Here is a 19086-nt window from a genome sequence, read left to right on the forward strand (position 1 = left end):
CGATGACGCGGAGGAGATCGGACCAGGTGTCGAACCACATGCGGCCGACGATACGTCGTTTCGGTCCGGTCGGTCACCGGCGGACGACAACTGCCCCGGCGATCGCCGGGGGCAGTTCGATGTCAGTTGCTCGCGCGACCGACCGCGGGGTTCAGAAGTCCCAGTCGTCGTCCTCGGTGGACTCGTGCTTGCCGATCACGTACGACGAGCCCGAGCCGGAGAAGAAGTCGTGGTTCTCGTCCGAGTTGGGCGAGAGCGACGACAGGATCGTCGGGTTCACGTTGGTGACCGACGCGGGGAACATCGCCTCGTAGCCGAGGTTCATCAGCGCCTTGTTGGCGTTGTAGTGCAGGAACTTCTTGACGTCCTCGGTCAGACCGACCTGGTCGTAGAGGTCCTGCGTGTACTGCACCTCGTTGTCGTAGAGCTCGTACATCAGCGAGAACGTGTAGTCCTTGATCTCGTCGCGCTCGGCCTGGGAGACGAGCTCGAGACCCTTCTGGAACTTGTAGCCGATGTAGTACCCGTGCACGGCCTCGTCGCGGATGATGAGGCGGATCAGGTCTGCCGTGTTGGTGAGCTTGGCGCGGCTCGACCAGTGCAGCGGCAGGTAGAAGCCCGAGTAGAACAGGAAGCTCTCGAGCAGGGTCGAGGCGACCTTGCGCTTGAGCGGCTCGTCGCCACGGTAGTACTCCATGACGATCTGGGCCTTCTTCTGCAGGTTCGGGTTCTCCACCGACCAGCGGAACGCCTCGTCGATCTCCTGCGTCGAGCACAGCGTCGAGAACACCGACGAGTAGCTCTTGGCGTGCACCGACTCCATGAACGCGATGTTCGTGTACACCGCCTCCTCGTGCGGCGTCAGCGCATCCGGGATCAGCGAGACCGCGCCCACGGTGCCCTGGATCGTGTCGAGCAGCGTCAGGCCCGTGAACACGCGCATGGTGAGCTGCTGCTCCTCCGGCGTGAGCGTGTTCCACGACTGGATGTCGTTCGACAGCGGCACCTTCTCGGGCAGCCAGAAGTTGTTCACGAGGCGGTTCCACACCTCGACGTCCTTCTCGTCCTGGATCCGGTTCCAGTTGATCGCCTGGACGTGGTCCAGCAGTTTGACCGCTTCAGTCATCTCTCGTTCTCTCTCAGATCCGGTCGGGCGTCAGAGCGTGCAGCTGACGCACTGATCGATGTCCGTGCCCTCGAGGGCCATCTGGCGCAGGCGGATGTAGTAGATCGTCTTGATCCCCTTGCGCCACGCGTAGATCTGCGCCTTGTTGATGTCGCGCGTGGTGGCGGTGTCCTTGAAGAACAGCGTCAGCGACAGGCCCTGGTCGACGTGCTGCGTCGCCGCGGCGTACGTGTCGATGACCTTCTCGTAGCCGATCTCGTACGCGTCCTGGTAGTAGTCCAGGTTGTCGTTCGTCATGAACGGCGCCGGGTAGTAGACGCGACCCAGCTTGCCTTCCTTGCGGATCTCGATCTTCGACGCGATCGGGTGGATCGACGACGTCGAGTTGTTGATGTACGAGATCGAGCCGGTCGGCGGCACGGCCTGCAGGTTCTGGTTGTAGATGCCGTGCTGCTGGATGGACGCCTGCAGCGCACGCCAGTCGGCCTGCGTCGGGATGTGGTGGCCGGCGAACATCTGCTTGACCTTCTCGGTCTGCGGCGCCCACTCCCGCTCGACGTACTTCTGGAAGAACTCGCCCGTGGCGTACTTCGAGTCCCAGAACCCGTCGAACACCTGGCCGCGCTCGATCGCGAGCTTGTTCGACGCGCTCAGCGCGTGGAACAGCACCGTGTAGAAGTAGATGTTCGTGAAGTCCAGGCCCTCTTCCGAGCCGTAGTACACGCGCTCGCGGGCGAGGTAGCCGTGCAGGTTCATCTGGCCGAGGCCGATCGCGTGCGAACGGTCGTTGCCGTCCTCGATCGAGCGCACCGAGCGGATGTGGCTCTGATCGCTGACCGCGGTGAGCGCGCGGATCGAGGTCTCGACCGTCTGGCCCAGGTTCGGGGAGTCCATCGCGAGCGCGATGTTCAGCGAGCCCAGGTTGCAGGAGATGTCCTTGCCGATCTGGTCGTACGAGAGGTCCTCGTTCAGCGTCGTCGGCGTGTTCACCTGCAGGATCTCGCTGCAGAGGTTGGACATGTTGATCCGGCCCTTGATCGGGTTCTCCCGGTTCACCGTGTCCTCGAACATGATGTACGGGTAGCCCGACTCGAACTGGATCTCGGCGAGCGTCTGGAAGAACTTGCGCGCGTTGATCTTGGTCTTCTTGATGCGCGGGTCGTCCACCATCTCGCGGTACTTCTCCGTGACGGAGATGTCGCCGAAGGGCACGCCGTAGACGCGCTCGACGTCGTACGGCGAGAAGAGGTACATGTCCTCGTCGTTCTTGGCGAGCTCGAACGTGATGTCCGGCACGACCACGCCGAGCGACAGCGTCTTGATGCGGATCTTCTCGTCGGCGTTCTCGCGCTTGGTGTCGAGGAACTTCATGATGTCGGGGTGGTGCGCCGAGAGGTACACCGCGCCCGCGCCCTGGCGCGCGCCGAGCTGGTTGGCGTAGCTGAAGGAGTCCTCCAGCAGCTTCATGACGGGGATGATGCCGCTGGACTGGTTCTCGATCTGCTTGATCGGGGCGCCGGCCTCGCGGATGTTCGACAGCAGCAGGGCCACGCCGCCGCCGCGCTTGGACAGCTGCAGCGCCGAGTTGATGCCGCGCGCGATCGACTCCATGTTGTCCTCGATGCGCAGCAGGAAGCAGCTGACGAGCTCGCCGCGCTGCGCCTTGCCCGCGTTGAGGAACGTCGGGGTCGCGGGCTGGAAGCGGCCCGAGATGATCTCCTCGACGAGGTTCCACGCGAGGTCCTGGTCGCCGTCGGCGAGGGCGAGCGCGGTCATCACGACGCGGTCCTCGAAGCGCTCGAGGTAGCGCTTGCCGTCGAAGGTCTTGAGCGTGTAGCTCGTGTAGTACTTGAACGCGCCGAGGAACGTCTCGAAGCGGAACTTCTTGCCGTACGCGAAGTCGTTCAGGCGCTCGACGAACTCGAACGGGTACTTCTCGATGACGGCGCCCTCGTAGTACTCCTTCTCGACCAGGTAGTCGAGACGCTCCTTGAGCGAGTGGAAGAACACCGTGTTCTGGTTGACGTGCTGCAGGAAGTACTCCCGCGCGGCGCGCTTGTCCGCGTCGAACTGGATCTTCCCGTTCTCGTCGTACAGATTGAGCATCGCGTTGAGGGCGTGATAATCGAGCCCATCGAACTTCGCGTTGTGCTTGAAGTCCGCATCCGTGGTCAGGGCTGCTGCTTCCACCATCGTTCCAATCCGTCGGTGACGCGCTCGACGTCGTCGGGTGTGCCGAAGAGTTCTAGCCGGTACAAGTGAGGCACGTTGCACTTGCGGCTGATGATGTCGCCGGCGATGCAGAAGCCGTCGCCGAAGTTGGTGTTCCCCGCCGAGACGACCCCGCGGATCCATCGGCGGTTGCGCTCGTCGTTGAGGAAGCGGATGACCTGCTTGGGCACCGCCCCCCGCCCGTCACCCCCGCCGTAGGTGGGGGTGACGAGCACATAGGGCTCATCGACGACGAGTTCCTCGTCGCCGCGATGGAGAGGGATCCGCTCGGCCCGCATGCCGAGCTTCTCGATGAAACGTGCGGTGTTGCCGGACACGCTCGAGAAGTAGACGAGCAGCGGCGCCTCGGTGGGCGCGACCGTCGCGGTCATCTCTCCTCACTCCTTCTTCCGCCGGACCCGCCGGCAGCTCGTGCGGATCGGCGATGTCCTCGAAGAGGGCCGATCAGGCGAGGCGCGTGGCGAGCTCGTCGATCATGTCGGGACGGAAGCCCGACCAGTGGTCCTCGTCGGTCACGACGACGGGAGCCTGCATGTAGCCGAGGGCCTTGACCTGCTCGAGCGCAGCCGGGTCCTGCGAGAGGTCGACGACCTCGTAGTCGATGCCCTTCGAGTCGAGCGCGCGGTACGTGGCCGTGCACTGAACGCAAGCGGGCTTGGTGTAGACCGTGATCGCCATGACGCTTCTTCCCCTTCAAAACCGTCTCAGACTCGGCGGACCTCCGCCGGGATCTCAATACTACATATGGGTGCAGACATTCCGGGGCACCACTAGGGCTAGTAGTTACACGGTTGTCATTTTCCACCGTTGTCCACCGCCCCACCACAGGTCTCTCCACCGATCCATCCACAGCCGGCCGATCGGCGGAGGGGCCGATCGAGGCCGGAAATCGCGGTTCCCGGGCGAGGCCGAGCACCCTCTCCACAGGTACAACGCTAGGGAGGGCCTCTGACATCCCACAGGCTGTGGATCGGGCCCTCTCGGCGTGTCGCGGCGTGTCGCTCGCGGCGGCGATCCGCCCTCGCTCGAGCGCCCCGACGGCGCGCTCCGCGCCGCCCTGCGCACGCCGTCGGTGACGGCCTCCGCGCGATAATCTGAAGGGATGTCGTCCTACCGTGAGCTCGCACGCACTTCGGGCGTCGTCCGCATCATCGCCGCGCAGCTGACGGCACGGTTCCCGTCCGGGATGGTCAGCCTCGGCATCCTCATCCACGTCGAGCATCTGACGCACTCGTACGGCGCCGCGGGCACCGTGCTCGCGGCCATGTCGATCGGGCAGGCCGTGTCCGGTCCGATCACGAGTCGCTGGATGGGTCGCTGGGGCATGCGTCCCGTGCTGTCGGTGCTGACGCTGATCTACGCCGCGGCGATCGCGGTCGTCGCGCTCGTGCCGCTTCCGATCCCGGTGCTCGTCGCGCTGGGCCTGCTCGCGGGGCTGTCGACCCCGCCCGTGCAGTCGGCCGTGCGCACCATCTACCCCAAGCTCGTCAACTCCCGTCAGCTCACGGCGCTGTACTCGCTCGACGCGTCGCTGCAGGAGCTCATCTGGGTCGCGGCCCCCGTGCTCGTGACGTTCCTCGCGCTGCAGGTGTCGTCCGTGCTCGCGCTGCTCGTGATCTCCGCCATCGCGCTCGCGGGCGGAGCGTGGTTCATCTTCTCCCCCGAGGTCGGGCGGGTGCGGATCCCCCGCAGCCGCAGCTCGTTCGGCCGAGTGCTGCGCAAGCCCACCGTGCTGCTGACCACCGCCATCGGCGTGCTGTTCATCGGATCGACCGCCGCGATCGAGGCGGGCATCGTCGCGACGTTCGGCGAGGGCGGCGTGGAGTCCGGGCTCGTGCTCGCCGCGTATGCGTTCGGCAGCCTGACGGGCGGCCTCGGCTCGGGCGGCATCCCCATGAGCCCGTGGTCGACGGCGCGCCGCCTCGTGATCGTCGCGATCGGCAGCGCGCTCACGCTCGTGATGGTGGAGAACCCGTTCTGGCTGGCGTTCGCGCTGTTCGTGGCGGGCGTCGGCTTCGCCCCCGCGCTGGCGACGATGCTGGCGAGCACGTCCGCGAGCGTGAAGTTCAGCGAGACGGCCGAGGCGTACGGCTGGATCAACACGGGGCAGCTGATCGGCGCGGCGCTCGGATCGATGGCGGCCGGCTTCGCGATCGACGGCACGGGCCCGATCGGGGCGTACCTCGTGAGCATCGCGATGATCATCGGCGCGGCGGTGGTCGCCGCCGTGTTCCACCGGGGCTTCCCGGACCTGCGCGGTCGCGACGCGTCGCCGATCCCCGACACGGAGCAGCTCCCCGTCATCACCTGAGTCCGGCGTCGCCCGCGTCGGCGGGCAATAGCCTGGTGCGATGACGCCTTCTCCCGTCGCCCTCCCCCGCCTGCACTGGGGCGATCCGTCATCCGACCGCCGCGCGCTGCTCGTGCATGGGCTCGGATCGTCGGGGGCGCTGATGTGGCGCTTCGGCGTCGCGCTGGCCGACGCCGGGTGGCACGCGACCGCGGTCGACCTGCGGGGACACGGCGATGCCCCGCGCGCGCTCGACTACTCCGTGGCCGCGTATGCCGCCGACGTCGCACGCACGCTGCCGGATCACGGCGGCTCGTGGGATCTCGTGATCGGCCACTCGCTGGGGGGCGCGGCGACGACCGTCGCGGCCGCGGACGACCCGGCGTGGACCAGGCGCGTGGTGCTGATCGATCCGGCGATCGTGGTGGACGAGCGCGACGCCGGCATCGTGCGCCGCAGCCAGGAGCGCGCGTTCGCCGACAACCGCATCGAGGCCGTGCGCGAGGAGCACCCGCACTGGCACCCGCAGGATCTCGAGCTGAAGGTCGACGCCGTGACCCGCGCGAGCCGCTGGGCCGTCGAGCAGACGAGCACGCAGAACGCGACGTGGGACGTCCGCGACGCGGCGTCGCGCGTCACGGTGCCGCTGCACGTGCTCGGCGCCGATCCCCAGGTCTACGCCCTGTTCACGGGCGCGACGGCCGAGGCGGTGCTGCGCAATCCGGCCGCGTCGCTGTCGGTCGTGACCGGCGCGGGGCATTCGCCGCACCGCGACAAGCCGGAGCAGACGATGCGGCAGCTGCTCGAGGTGATCGGCTGATGTCCTTCGACGTGCGGGACGTGCTGTCCGACGAGCTGATCGAGCGGATCCGGTCGCGCGCGGCCCGTGTGGACGCCGACAACGTCTTCCCCGAGGAGGACCTGGCCGAGCTGCGCGACGCCGGCTACCTGCGCGCACTGGTGCCGGCCGCCCGCGGCGGTCTGGGCCTGACGCTGGCCGAGGTCTCGCTGCTGCAGCAGCGGCTCGCGGAGGCCGCCCCGGCCACGGCGCTCGCGATCAACATGCACCTCGTCTGGACCGGCGTGGCGAAGGTCATGCAGGATCGCGGCCTCGACGACCTCCGCTTCGTGCAGGAGGGGGCCGCCGCCGGCGAGGTGTACGCGTTCGGGATCAGCGAGGCCGGCAACGACCTCGTGCTGTTCGGCAGCGGAACCGACGCTGCGCCGCTGCCCGACGGCTCCTACGCCTTCACCGGGAGGAAGATCTTCACGTCGCTCGGGCCGGTGTGGACGCAGCTCGGGCTGCACGGGCTCGACACCACGTCGCCCGACGGGCCGCAGATGGTCTACGCCTTCGTGGGACGCGACGAGCGGATCGTCACCCGCGACGACTGGGACACGCTCGGCATGCGCGGCACGCAGAGTCGCACGACCGAGCTGAACGGCGTGATCGCCCCGGCCGAGCGCGTCGTCCGCCGCGTCGCGCCCGGCCCGAACCCCGATCCGATCGTGTTCGGCATCTTCAGCGTGTTCGAGCTGCTGCTGGCGTCGGTCTACACCGGCGTCGCGCGCCGCGCGCTCGACCTCGCCGTCGCCGCGGCCAGGTCGCGCACCTCGAAGAAGACAGGCAAGGCGTACAGCCAGGACCCGGACATCCGGTGGCGCATCGCCGAGATGGCGCTGGCGTACGACGCCCTCCCGCCGCAGCTCGCGGCTCTGTGCCGCGACATCGACGAGCGGACGGATCACGGCGCGCGCTGGTTCTCGCTGCTGTCGGGCATCAAGCATCGCGCGACGGCCACGGCCAAGCGCGTCGTCGACGACGCGATGCTCGTGGCGGGCGGCTCGTCGTACTTCTCGTCGAACGAGCTGTCGCGCCTGTACCGCGACGTGCTCGCGGGAGCCTTCCATCCGTCCGACCCGGAATCGGCCCACGCGACGGTGGCGTCGGCGTGGCTCGGGCCGCTGGAGGCGTAGCCGGCGTCAGGAAACGGCGAGCGGGCGGAAGCCTGCCTGCCAGATCGCCTCGAACGGCTCGCCGAGCAGCGCCTCCAGCAGGGCGAGGTGCCGGTCCTCCGGGAAGTCCGCCGAGGCGAGCGCGGCCTCCGCCGGCAGCGGATCCCCCTTGTTCTCGACGACCTCGCCTGCCGCCTCGACACGAAGGCGCTCGGCGGCGCCGACGGTCTGGAGAACATACATGTCGGCCGTGCTGCCGAACATCACGATGTAGGCGGTGCTGCCGAGCGCGCCTGCCAGCTGCTTCGTGACCTCTCCGAAGTCCGTGTCGACGACGACGGCGTGCTCGCCCACCTGCGCGGCGGCGGAGGGGGACCCGAATGAACTCGCCTCGTCGAAGGACAGGACGTCCGCGGCCAGAGGCAGCGCGTCCACCGAGGTCCCGGGGAGGACGCCGATCGTGATGTTGTAGCCCATGACACGAACATAGATCACGTCCGCGGCGTGGCCTTCGGAGCTCGCCCGCGCGCTCAGCGTCCGTCGAAGTCGAAGGCGCGCAGCAGCTCGGCGACGGCCTGCTCGCGGTCGTCCTCGGCGCCGCTGTCGAACATGTGCGTGACGTGCGTGCGCAGGTGGTTCTCGAGCAGCAACCGATTGAGAGACTCGAGGGAGCGCTGGATCGCACGCGACTGCGTGATGATGTCCATGCAGTAGTCCTCGTTCTCGATCATCCGCCCGAGCCCGCGCAGCTGGCCCTCGAGGATGCGGGTGCGGTGCAGCGCACGCTTCTGGATGTCTTCGATCACGTCAGCGAGGGTACCCCCTCCGGGTATGAGCCGGGTGCGGGGAAGGCACGCGTCCGAGACAGAAGCGCGTGCGAGGATGACGGGCATGGCCTCCGTCGATCTGCTCTCCCCCGCCGACCAGGAACGACTGCGGGGCCTGCGCCGCATGAAGGCCGTCGCCCTCGGGGCCCTGCTGTTCATGGCGGTGCTGTTCGCCTTCGGCTTCGCACTGCAGGACCGGATCACGGCGTTCGCGTACATCCGCGCCGCCGCGGAGGGCGGGATGGTCGGCGCCCTCGCCGACTGGTTCGCCGTGACGGCGCTGTTCCGCCGCCCGCTCGGCCTGCCGATCCCCCACACCGCGATCATCCCGACGCGCAAGGACGAGATCGGCCGCAACCTCGGCGAGTTCGTCGAGACCAACTTCCTCGAGGCCGGCGTCGTGCGCACCAAGCTCGCGTCGACGCCGATCTCGGCACGGCTCGGAGCGTGGCTCCGGCAGCCCGCGCACGCCGAGCGGATCGCGTCGGAGGGCGCGGCCGTGGCGCAGGGGGTGCTGCGCGCGCTCAGCGACGACGACGTGCGGGACGTCATCGAGACGCTCGCGCGCCGCCATCTGATCGAGCCGGGGTGGGGCGATCCGCTCGGCGGCTGGCTCGAGCGCGTGATCGACACCGGCGCGCACCATGGCGCCGTGGATCTCGCGGCCGAGACGGTCGAGGCGTGGCTGGAGGCGAACCCGGAGGCGTTCCAGGGACTGGTCTCGCGGCGCCTGCCGTCGTGGGTTCCGTCGATCGCGCAGCGCCTCGTCGACCACACGGTCTACAACGAGGCGGTCACCTTCGTCCGCGCGCTCCGGACCGATCCGGCACACCCCGCCCGGCGCGCGATCGACGGCTACCTGTCGCGGCTGGCCCAGAACCTGCAGCACGATGACGCGACGCGCGGCCGGCTGGAACAGGCCAAGTCGACCCTGTTCGACAGCCCGGGTGTCCGTCGCCTCGCCGCGGAGGCGTGGGGCGCGGCGAAGCAGGGGCTCCTGCGCGAGCTCGAGCAGCCCGACAGCGCCCTGCGGATGCGCCTGCGCGACGCCCTGGCCGAGATCGGCGCACGCCTCGAGGAGGAGCCGTCGCTGCGGGCGCGCGTCGACACGTGGGTGACGGACGCCGCGGTGTTCATCGTCGACCGCTACCGGCACGACATCGCTTCTCTCATCAGCGACACCGTCGAGCGATGGGATCCGCAGGAGACCACGGAGAAGATCGAGCTGATGGTGGGCCGCGACCTGCAGTACATCCGCCTGAACGGCACCGTCGTCGGCGCGCTCGCGGGGCTCGTGATCTTCACGATCGCCCACGCGCTGCTGGGCTGATCGGGCTCGTGCGCGGCGACTAGTCGACGCGCTCCACGCGCCCGCCCGTGAGCCGGACGAGCTCGTCGAATGTCAACGGGAAGACGGAGTGCGCCGTGCCGGCGGCCGCCCACAGCTGCGGATACGTCGACAGGTGCTCGTCCACGACGGTCTCGATCGGCGCGGGATGACCCGTCGGCGCCACGCCGCCGATAACCTGCCCGGTCGCCGCGAGAACCTGTTCGGCCTTGGCCCGCTTGATCGGCCCTCGACCGAGGCGCTGTGCGAGCGCGGCGGTGTCGACGCGGTGGGCGCCGCTCGTCATCACGAGCAGGGGGCGGTCGTCGCACCAGAACACGAGACTGTTGGCGATCGCTCCCACGTCGACGCCGAGCGCCGCGGCCGCGAGGGCCGCAGTGGACGCGGCATCGGGAAGGAGCACGATCTCGCCGTCGATGCCCGCCTCCTTCAGGCGCGTGGCGACGGCGACATTGCGAGGGTGCAGCTCGGCGACGGACATGCGCGCCAGTCTACGGAGAAACCCCGGCTCGCCTCGACGAGACGAAGTACCCGGGAAATGCAGAAGGGCCACCCGTCGTTGGGTGGCCCTTCTGTCTTAAAGGAAGTCCGGCGGTGTCCTACTCTCCCACAGGGTCCCCCTGCAGTACCATCGGCGCTGAGAGGCTTAGCTTCCGGGTTCGGAATGTGGCCGGGCGTTTCCCTCTCGCTATGACCGCCGAAACACTGTCGATGTTTCGAACGTTTAGCACGCTGTGTAATTGTGCGTTGTTCTCGACCGTACATCGAGAACCACTCAGTGGACGCGAACGCTTCGCAGAAAGCGAGGTGTTATCAAGTCATCGGCTTATTAGTACCAGTCAGCTGCACACATTGCTGTGCTTCCACATCTGGCCTATCAACCCAGTAGTCTGGCTGGGAGCCTCTCACCCGAAGGTATGGAAGTCTCATCTTGAGGCCGGCTTCCCGCTTAGATGCTTTCAGCGGTTATCCATCCCGAACGTAGCTAATCAGCGGTGCTCCTGGCGGAACAACTGACACACCAGAGGTTCGTCCAACCCGGTCCTCTCGTACTAGGGTCAGATCCTCTCAAACTTCCTACGCGCGCAGCGGATAGGGACCGAACTGTCTCACGACGTTCTAAACCCAGCTCGCGTACCGCTTTAATGGGCGAACAGCCCAACCCTTGGGACCTACTCCAGCCCCAGGATGCGACGAGCCGACATCGAGGTGCCAAACCATGCCGTCGATATGGACTCTTGGGCAAGATCAGCCTGTTATCCCCGAGGTACCTTTTATCCGTTGAGCGACAGCGCTTCCACAAGCCACTGCCGGATCACTAGTCCCGACTTTCGTCCCTGCTCGACCTGTCAGTCTCACAGTCAAGCTCCCTTGTGCACTTACACTCGCCACCTGATTGCCAACCAGGTTGAGGGAACCTTTGGGCGCCTCCGTTACTTTTTGGGAGGCAACCGCCCCAGTTAAACTACCCACCAGGCACTGTCCCTGAACCGGATCACGGTTCGAAGTTAGACATCCAGAGTGACCAGAGTGGTATTTCAACAACGACTCCACAGTAACTGGCGTCACTGCTTCAAAGTCTCCCACCTATCCTACACAAGCCACACCGAACACCAATACCAAGCTGTAGTAAAGGTCACGGGGTCTTTCCGTCCTGCTGCGCGTAACGAGCATCTTTACTCGTAATGCAATTTCGCCGAGTTCGCGGTTGAGACAGTTGGGAAGTCGTTACGCCATTCGTGCAGGTCGGAACTTACCCGACAAGGAATTTCGCTACCTTAGGATGGTTATAGTTACCACCGCCGTTTACCGGGGCTTAAATTCTCAGCTTCGCCTTGCGGCTAACCGGTCCTCTTAACCTTCCGGCACCGGGCAGGCGTCAGTCCGTATACATCGTCTTGCGACTTGGCACGGACCTGTGTTTTTAATAAACAGTCGCTACCCACTGGTCTCTGCGGCCCACACACGCTTTCGGAGCAAGTCCTAATACGCGCTGGGCCCCCTTCTCCCGAAGTTACGGGGGCATTTTGCCGAGTTCCTTAACCACGATTCTCTCGATCTCCTTGGTATTCTCTACCTGACCACCTGAGTCGGTTTGGGGTACGGGCGGCTGGAACCTCGCGTCGATGCTTTTCTTGGCAGCATAGGATCACCCACTTTTCATCCGCATCGTGTCTCAGCCTCATGACTCCCGGATTTGCCTAGGAGTCGGCCTACGCACTTGCACCAGGACAACCATCGCCTGGCTTGGGCTACCTTCCTGCGTCACACCTGTTAATACGCTAACCGCACCAGCATGGGGTCGCGCGCTCCACCACCCGGTGTCACCCGAAGGTGACGATGGATGGTTTCGGGCGCTTAGCACCACTGGATTGATTGGGGCGGTTCTTCGCCGGTACGGGAATATCAACCCGTTGTCCATCGACTACGCCTGTCGGCCTCGCCTTAGGTCCCGACTTACCCAGGGAAGATTAGCTTGACCCTGGAACCCTTGGTCTTTCGGAGGACGTGTTTCTCACACGTCATTCGCTACTCATGCCTGCATTCTCACTCGTGTGGCGTCCACGGCTGGTTTCCACCGCCGCTTCACTCGCCACACGACGCTCTCCTACCCATCAAAACGGCTGGACCACGAAGGCCTGCCAATAGTTTCAATGCCACAACTTCGGTGGCGTGCTTGAGCCCCGTTACATTGTCGGCGCGGAATCACTTGACCAGTGAGCTATTACGCACTCTTTCAAGGGTGGCTGCTTCTAAGCCAACCTCCTGGTTGTCTGAGCAACTCCACATCCTTTCCCACTTAGCACGCGCTTTGGGACCTTAGTTGGTGGTCTGGGTTGTTTCCCTCTCGACTATGAAGCTTATCCCCCACAGTCTCACTGCTGCGCTCTCACTTACCGGCATTCGGAGTTTGGCTGACGTCAGTAACCTGGTAGGGCCCATCGGCCATCCAGTAGCTCTACCTCCGGCAAGAAACACGCAACGCTGCACCTAAATGCATTTCGGAGAGAACCAGCTATCACGAAGTTTGATTGGCCTTTCACCCCTATCCACAGCTCATCCCCTCAGTTTTCAACCTAAGTGGGTTCGGCCCTCCACGACGTCTTACCGTCGCTTCAGCCTGGCCATGGATAGATCACTTCGCTTCGGGTCTAGGACACGCGACTGAAATCGCCCTATTCAGACTCGCTTTCGCTACGGCTACCCCACACGGGTTAACCTCGCCACGTATCGCTAACTCGCAGGCTCATTCTTCAAAAGGCACGCTGTCACACCTACCAGGGGTGCTCCAACGGTTTGTAAGCAGACGGTTTCAGGTACTATTTCACTCCCCTCCCGGGGTACTTTTCACCTTTCCCTCACGGTACTTGTCCGCTATCGGTCATCTGGGAGTATTTAGGCTTATCAGGTGGTCCTGACAGATTCACACGGGATTTCTCGGGCCCCGTGCTACTTGGGATACTCTCCACGCCAGCACACGCATTTCGACTACGGGGCTGCCACCCACTCTGGCCGGCCATTCAAGACCGTTCGTCTATACGCTGCTGTCACGTCGACCCTTCGGCAGAAGGGTCAGGAAAGTCCCACAACCCCGAACGTGCAACGCCTGCCGGCTATCACACACGCCCGGTTTAGCCTCATCCGGTTTCGCTCGCCACTACTCACGGAATCACTGTTGTTTTCTCTTCCTGTGGGTACTGAGATGTTTCACTTCCCCACGTTCCCTCTACCCGCCCTATATATTCAGGCGGGAGTCACCAGGGCTTGATCCTGGCGGGGTTTCCCCATTCGGACATCCTCGGATCAAAGCTCGCTTATCAGCTCCCCGAGGCTTATCGCAGATTGCTACGTCCTTCTTCGGCTCCAGATGCCAAGGCATCCACCGACTGCTCTTAAAGACTTGAAATCACATGAGCCATAAATCAAAAGATCTATGTTCGCTATCTTTAAAGATGCTCGCGTCCACTGTGTAGTTCTCAAAGTACGGGCGGGTACCCCTTCCTCCCCCCACAACCGTGGAGACCAGAAGAGGCCCAGAAGGAGGGAACCAGAGGTTCCGGTCCTTCAGGACCCAACAGCGTGCAGCCGCCCCGCTCCCCGACCCCACCGTTCCAGACCTGCAAGCAGGTCGTACTAACTGGAGTCAGCTGCGCTGACGGCATGTCAAATGTTCCACCCATGAGCTAACCGGCATCACACATTCGGTGATGATCCGGCGCCTGGACACCCGTAGGTGCCAGATGCTCCTTAGAAAGGAGGTGATCCAGCCGCACCTTCCGGTACGGCTACCTTGTTACGACTTAGTCCTAATTACCGATCCCACCTTCGACGGCTCCCTCCACAAGGGTTAGGCCACCGGCTTCAGGTGTTACCGACTTTCATGACTTGACGGGCGGTGTGTACAAGACCCGGGAACGTATTCACCGCAGCGTTGCTGATCTGCGATTACTAGCGACTCCGACTTCATGAGGTCGAGTTGCAGACCTCAATCCGAACTGGGACCGGCTTTTTGGGATTCGCTCCACCTCACGGTATTGCAGCCCTTTGTACCGGCCATTGTAGCATGCGTGAAGCCCAAGACATAAGGGGCATGATGATTTGACGTCATCCCCACCTTCCTCCGAGTTGACCCCGGCAGTATCCCATGAGTTCCCACCATTACGTGCTGGCAACATAGAACGAGGGTTGCGCTCGTTGCGGGACTTAACCCAACATCTCACGACACGAGCTGACGACAACCATGCACCACCTGTATAGAGACCTTGCGGGGGGACTGTTTCCAGCCCTTTCCTCTATATGTCAAGCCTTGGTAAGGTTCTTCGCGTTGCATCGAATTAATCCGCATGCTCCGCCGCTTGTGCGGGTCCCCGTCAATTCCTTTGAGTTTTAGCCTTGCGGCCGTACTCCCCAGGCGGGGAACTTAATGCGTTAGCTGCGTCACGGAGACCGTGGAAAGGCCCCCACAACTAGTTCCCAACGTTTACGGGGTGGACTACCAGGGTATCTAAGCCTGTTTGCTCCCCACCCTTTCGCTCCTCAGCGTCAGTTACGGCCCAGAGATCTGCCTTCGCCATCGGTGTTCCTCCTGATATCTGCGCATTCCACCGCTACACCAGGAATTCCAATCTCCCCTACCGCACTCTAGTCTGCCCGTACCCACTGCAGGCCCGAGGTTGAGCCTCGGGTTTTCACAGCAGACGCGACAGACCGCCTACGAGCTCTTTACGCCCAATAATTCCGGATAACGCTTGCGCCCTACGTATTACCGCGGCTGCTGGCACGTAGTTAGCCGGCGCTTTTTCTGCAGGTACCGTCACTTTCGCTTCTTCCCTGCTAAAAGAGGTTTACAACCCGAAGGCCGTCATCCCTCACGCGGCGTTGCTGCATCAGGCTTCCGCCCATTGTGCAATATTCCCCACTGCTGCCTCCCGTAGGAGTCTGGGCCGTGTCTCAGTCCCAGTGTGGCCGGTCACCCTCTCAGGCCGGCTACCCGTCGACGCCTTGGTGAGCCGTTACCTCACCAACAAGCTGATAGGCCGCGAGCCCATCCCGAACCAAAAAATCTTTCCCACCAGTAACCATGCGATTCTGGTGCGTATCCGGTATTAGACGCCGTTTCCAGCGCTTATCCCAGAGTCCGGGGCAGGTTGCTCACGTGTTACTCACCCGTTCGCCACTGATCCACTCCAGCAAGCTGGAGCTTCACCGTTCGACTTGCATGTGTTAAGCACGCCGCCAGCGTTCATCCTGAGCCAGGATCAAACTCTCCGTAAAGAAACAATGCTGCGATCAGCCGGGAAAACGACCGAAGCAGCGAGTTTGATGCTGACCAAAAACGGATGTCAAAACTGACTTCCAAAATTGATCCAAAGGAATCTCGCAACCAACCAAAAGGTCAGTTGCCGAGGTTATTTGGCATTTGACAAGTGCACGCTGTTGAGTTCTCAAGGATCGGATGCTCCCAGCCCTGCGGCTCCCACCGCAGCCCTCCGGGGCAACTTCTCTATCTTATCCGTCCCGGTCTCGCTGTCAAATCGACACGCCGTTGCGCGAACCGCGCTACACAGCGTCCCGATCGGCCAACAAGACCAGACCAGACACACCACACGTCCGCTCCCCGAGAGGATCTTCGTTGTGGTGTTCGTCGTCGACCTGGGGTGGGAACCTTCCGGCTCAACCTCACCGCTTGGCGGCGACAAGGGAATACATTACGTGGATCCCGGGGACCCGGCAAACCAGGGCCGCTCCCGGGCGTGTCGCGACCGCACGGGCCGGCGGTGCGCGCCCCGCGACGGACCGCTGTCAACCCCTCTGCGCGCGCCCGGAGCGGTTCCTAGCATGGCCGCGTCCAGTCACGACGGAAGGAAGCACCATGGCCGACAACCCCACGCCCATCGAGCTGCAGAAGTACCTCGGCGGCGTCGACTACCCCGCCAGCAAGGACGACCTCGTCTCCCGTGCGCGCGACAACGGCGCGCCCGACGACCTGGTCTCGAAGCTCGAGTCGGCGGGAGAGGACTCGTTCGACTCCCCCGCCGACGTGAGCCGCGCCGTCGCAGGCAGCTGAGTGACGTCGCGTCGTACGGCCGGCGCGTGGGCCGAGTCCCCCGCGCCGGCACCGGCGGTCCTCGACGTCCTCATCCCCACCGCGGGCCGCGTGGCCGAGCTCGCGGTGACGCTCGCGGGGCTCGCGGCGCAGGACGATCCGCCCTTCGACGTCGTCATCAGCGATCAGTCCGATGACGACGCGCCCTCCCACCCCGCGGTCGCCGCGATGCGCCGCGTGCTGCAGGCACAGGGGCGGGGCGTGCACGTGCATCGCCATCTCCCCCGGCGCGGGCTGGCGGAGCAGCGCCAGTTCCTGCTCGACAGCTCCTCGGCCGACGCGGTGCTTTTCCTCGACGACGACGTGTGGCTCGAGCCCGGCCAGCTGACCCGCATGCACGACGCTCTCCACGAGCTCGACTGCGGGTTGGTGGGGATGGCGGTGCAGGGCCTGTCGTACCTCGGAGACGACCGCCCCGCCGAGCGGGAGGCGTTCGAGCCGTGGGGCGACCGCGTGGAACCCGAGCGCTTGAGCCGGGACTCCGCCGCCTTCGAGCGCTGGCGCCTGCACAACGCCGCCAACCTCGCGCACGTGGCGCGAGACGTGCCGCTCCCCGACCGAGGATGGCTGCCCTACCGCGTGGCGTGGATCGGAGGGTGCGTGATGTTCCGCAGGGACGCGCTGATCGAGGCCGGCGGCTTCGAGTTCTGGCGCGAGCTCGGCTCCCGGCACTCCGGCGAGGACGTGCTTGCCCAGTGGCGCGTGATGTCGCGGCGGGGCGGTGCCGGGCTGCTTCCGAGCGGCGCGGTGCACCTCGAGGCGCCGACGACGATCCCCGATCGGCCGGTCGACGCGTTCGACGTCATGGACGTCTGATCCGCCCGCCACGGGCGCCGCCCGATCGGGCCGAGCACCCGCGCGCACCCGCCCGAATACTCGTCCGCTTCTCCCGCCGGCGCAAGCCCCTCACGGAGAAGCGCTTCTCGCCTCGATCCTCAGGGCATGACTCCGCCCCATCGACGCGAGACATCCGCCTCCGAGCAGGCGACCGCCGTTACCGATCCGAGCGCCGACGCGCTCGTGCTCGAGCACCTCGAACTCGCGCGGGCCGTGGCCCGGCGCTTCTTCCGCCGCCACAGCTCGCGAGACGAGGATCTCGTGCAGGTGGCGTACGTCGGGCTGGTGAAGGCCTCACGCCGGTTCGATCCCGTGCGGGGGCACGAGTTCGCCGCGTTCGCCGTGCCGACCATCACCGGCGAGATCAAGCGCCATCTGCGCGACTCGGCCTGGTTCGTCCGCCCACCCCGCCGGGTGCAGGAGCTGCGGGCGCGGATCTCGGAGGCCGGGCCGCGCCTGGCGCAGACCTTCGGCAGGGAGCCCACGGCCTCGGAGCTGGTCGACGACCTGGGCGAGCCCATGGCGGAGGTGCGCGAGGCCCTCGCATGCGGCGACCACATGCAGCCCGCGTCGCTCGACAGCCCGGTCGGCGCCGATCGCGACGCGACAATGGGGCAGATGCTGCCCGCGCAGGGCGACGATCTCGATCGCGCGGAATCCGCCGTCGTGGTCACGGCGGCGCTGCGCGCCCTGTCGCCGCGTGATCGTCGGGTCGTCATGCTGCGCTTCTTCGAGGATCGCACGCAGAGCGACATCGCGGGAGAGCTCGGCGTCACGCAGATGCAGGTGTCCCGCATCCTCACGCGCACCCTCGCCGCGCTGCGCGACCACATCCAGAACGGGCCGCCGCCCGCGCGCCGTCGCGTGGCCTGAGACGCAGCGCTACCGCGTCACGCGGCCTGCGGCCTGCAGCACGTCGTCCACCGTGACCGCGAGCAGCGCGGGATCGGGATCGGCCGCGAACGTCTCGCCCCGGCGCACGCGCGCGTCGGTCAGCACGATGTGCGGCCCCGCGGGCGGCCCCCAGTGCTCGGGCGCGGCTGGGCCGAACAGCACGACGGACGGCGTGCTGTAGGCCGACGCGAGGTGCGCGGCGCCGGTGTCGGCCGAGATCACGAGGCGGGCGTGCTGAATCGCGCCGGCGAACCGGCCGAGGTCGAGCCGCCCGGCGAGCACGGCGTCGTCGTCCAGTCCGGCGCGTCGCGCCACCTCGAGGGCGCGCTCGCGCTCCTTGGGCCCTCCCGTGAAGACCACGCGATGCCCGTCGTCCGCGAGCGTCCGGGCCACGGCCGCGAAGCGCGCGACGGGCCACAGCCGGGACCCGTACGCGGCACCGACATGCAGCACGGTCGGACCGTCGAGCCCGGGGGCCGTGGGTGCCGGGGCCAGGCCCACCTCGTCCGGATCGGCGGCGACGCCGTACGCCCCCACGAGCCGCACCCAGCGCTGCCGCTCGTGCACGTCGGCGCGCCACGCAGGGGGCGGCTGCTCGGCGTGCGTGTCGGCACCCGCGGGTCCGTCGAGCTCCTCCACGCGATGCACCATGCTCACGCGGGCGCCGAGGGCGTCGACGAGTCCCCGGCTCTCCGGGCCGCTGCCGTGCAGGTTCACCGCGATGTCGATCCGTCCCCGCTCGAGGGGCAGCGGATCGTCGAGCCCGGGTGTGGGCAGCAGCGCGTCCACGCCGTCGATCAGGTCGACCACGGGCTCCAGCCACGCGGGCACGGCGAGCACCAGCCTGTGCCGCGGAAACGCGCGCCGGAGCCCGCGAATCGCCGGCACCGCGACGAGCAGGTCCCCCAGCTTCAGCGCCCGCAGCGCGAGCAGCTCGGGACGTCTGTCGGGGCAGCCCAGCTCCTGCAT

At 65.7% G+C, this 19086-nt stretch carries 15 protein-coding genes and 3 rRNA genes; 7 read left to right on the top strand and 11 right to left on the bottom strand.

Annotated features, from left to right (window positions below):
* Positions 1 to 151: 151 nt before the first annotated feature.
* The 4 genes from nrdF to nrdH form a co-directional block, all read right to left on the bottom strand.
* Positions 152 to 1126 (bottom strand): class 1b ribonucleoside-diphosphate reductase subunit beta, encoded by a 975-nt coding sequence (nrdF, locus tag BJP60_RS11715; protein WP_203135927.1) that lies wholly within the window; start codon positions 1124 to 1126, stop codon positions 152 to 154.
* A 30-nt stretch (positions 1127 to 1156) separates the two neighbouring features.
* Complete coding sequence (gene nrdE, locus BJP60_RS11720; RefSeq protein ID WP_203135928.1) at positions 1157 to 3319, bottom strand: class 1b ribonucleoside-diphosphate reductase subunit alpha; 2163 nt, start codon at positions 3317 to 3319, stop codon at positions 1157 to 1159.
* Complete coding sequence (gene nrdI, locus BJP60_RS11725; RefSeq protein ID WP_203135929.1) at positions 3298 to 3729, bottom strand: class Ib ribonucleoside-diphosphate reductase assembly flavoprotein NrdI; 432 nt, start codon at positions 3727 to 3729, stop codon at positions 3298 to 3300. Before nrdI ends, nrdE begins: the two co-directional genes overlap by 22 nt.
* A gap of 73 nt (positions 3730 to 3802) precedes the next feature.
* Complete coding sequence (gene nrdH, locus BJP60_RS11730; protein ID WP_203135930.1) at positions 3803 to 4036, bottom strand: glutaredoxin-like protein NrdH; 234 nt, start codon at positions 4034 to 4036, stop codon at positions 3803 to 3805.
* A gap of 424 nt (positions 4037 to 4460) precedes the next feature.
* Between nrdH and BJP60_RS11735 the strand changes: the two genes are divergently transcribed.
* Genes BJP60_RS11735 through BJP60_RS11745 form a run of 3 tightly spaced genes read left to right on the top strand, consistent with a single transcriptional unit; the run spans position 4461 to position 7625 of the window.
* Positions 4461 to 5669: an MFS transporter gene (locus BJP60_RS11735; RefSeq protein ID WP_203135931.1), complete on the top strand. Its 1209-nt coding sequence runs from the start codon at positions 4461 to 4463 to the stop codon at positions 5667 to 5669.
* A 40-nt stretch (positions 5670 to 5709) separates the two neighbouring features.
* Positions 5710 to 6468: an alpha/beta fold hydrolase gene (locus BJP60_RS11740; protein WP_203135932.1), complete on the top strand. Its 759-nt coding sequence runs from the start codon at positions 5710 to 5712 to the stop codon at positions 6466 to 6468.
* A complete protein-coding gene (locus BJP60_RS11745; RefSeq protein ID WP_203135933.1) occupies positions 6468 to 7625 on the top strand; it encodes an acyl-CoA dehydrogenase family protein in 1158 nt (385 codons plus the stop codon). Before BJP60_RS11740 ends, BJP60_RS11745 begins: the two co-directional genes overlap by 1 nt.
* 6 nt (positions 7626 to 7631) lie before the next feature.
* Here BJP60_RS11745 and BJP60_RS11750 read toward each other — a convergent pair whose 3' ends face one another.
* Complete coding sequence (locus BJP60_RS11750) at positions 7632 to 8081, bottom strand: hypothetical protein (RefSeq protein ID WP_203135934.1); 450 nt, start codon at positions 8079 to 8081, stop codon at positions 7632 to 7634.
* A 53-nt stretch (positions 8082 to 8134) separates the two neighbouring features.
* Positions 8135 to 8410, bottom strand: a complete 276-nt coding sequence (locus tag BJP60_RS11755; protein ID WP_203135935.1) for a metal-sensitive transcriptional regulator — start codon at positions 8408 to 8410, stop codon at positions 8135 to 8137.
* Between the two features lie 85 nt (positions 8411 to 8495).
* Here BJP60_RS11755 and BJP60_RS11760 point away from each other — a divergent pair, with 85 nt between their 5' ends.
* Positions 8496 to 9761: a DUF445 domain-containing protein gene (locus tag BJP60_RS11760; protein ID WP_203135936.1), complete on the top strand. Its 1266-nt coding sequence runs from the start codon at positions 8496 to 8498 to the stop codon at positions 9759 to 9761.
* A gap of 19 nt (positions 9762 to 9780) precedes the next feature.
* Here BJP60_RS11760 and BJP60_RS11765 read toward each other — a convergent pair whose 3' ends face one another.
* From BJP60_RS11765 to BJP60_RS11780, 4 genes are all read right to left on the bottom strand, one after another.
* Positions 9781 to 10260: a YbaK/EbsC family protein gene (locus BJP60_RS11765; protein WP_203135937.1), complete on the bottom strand. Its 480-nt coding sequence runs from the start codon at positions 10258 to 10260 to the stop codon at positions 9781 to 9783.
* 105 nt (positions 10261 to 10365) lie between these two features.
* Positions 10366 to 10481, bottom strand: a 5S ribosomal RNA gene (gene rrf / locus BJP60_RS11770).
* A gap of 107 nt (positions 10482 to 10588) precedes the next feature.
* A 23S ribosomal RNA gene (locus tag BJP60_RS11775) occupies positions 10589 to 13686 on the bottom strand.
* A 345-nt stretch (positions 13687 to 14031) separates the two neighbouring features.
* Positions 14032 to 15554, bottom strand: a 16S ribosomal RNA gene (locus tag BJP60_RS11780).
* The 16S, 23S and 5S rRNA genes sit together here, the layout of an rRNA operon.
* Before the next feature lie 598 nt (positions 15555 to 16152).
* On the opposite strand from BJP60_RS11780, the gene BJP60_RS11785 reads away from it, so the two are divergent.
* From BJP60_RS11785 to BJP60_RS11795, 3 genes are all read left to right on the top strand, one after another.
* A complete protein-coding gene (locus tag BJP60_RS11785) occupies positions 16153 to 16347 on the top strand; it encodes a DUF2795 domain-containing protein (protein ID WP_203135938.1) in 195 nt (64 codons plus the stop codon).
* Positions 16348 to 17202, top strand: coding sequence for a glycosyltransferase family A protein (locus BJP60_RS11790; protein WP_203135939.1), 855 nt, complete (start codon positions 16348 to 16350; stop codon positions 17200 to 17202). It abuts the gene before it with no gap.
* A 126-nt stretch (positions 17203 to 17328) separates the two neighbouring features.
* Positions 17329 to 18096, top strand: coding sequence for a sigma-70 family RNA polymerase sigma factor (locus BJP60_RS11795; protein WP_203135940.1), 768 nt, complete (start codon positions 17329 to 17331; stop codon positions 18094 to 18096).
* Positions 18097 to 18105: 9 nt separating this feature from the next.
* Here BJP60_RS11795 and BJP60_RS11800 read toward each other — a convergent pair whose 3' ends face one another.
* Entirely contained in the window at positions 18106 to 19086 is a 981-nt protein-coding gene (locus BJP60_RS11800) for a glycosyltransferase family 9 protein (RefSeq protein ID WP_203135941.1), read from the bottom strand.

It is taken from the genome of Microbacterium sp. JZ31, assembly GCF_016805985.1.
GTDB lineage: Bacteria > Actinomycetota > Actinomycetes > Actinomycetales > Microbacteriaceae > Microbacterium.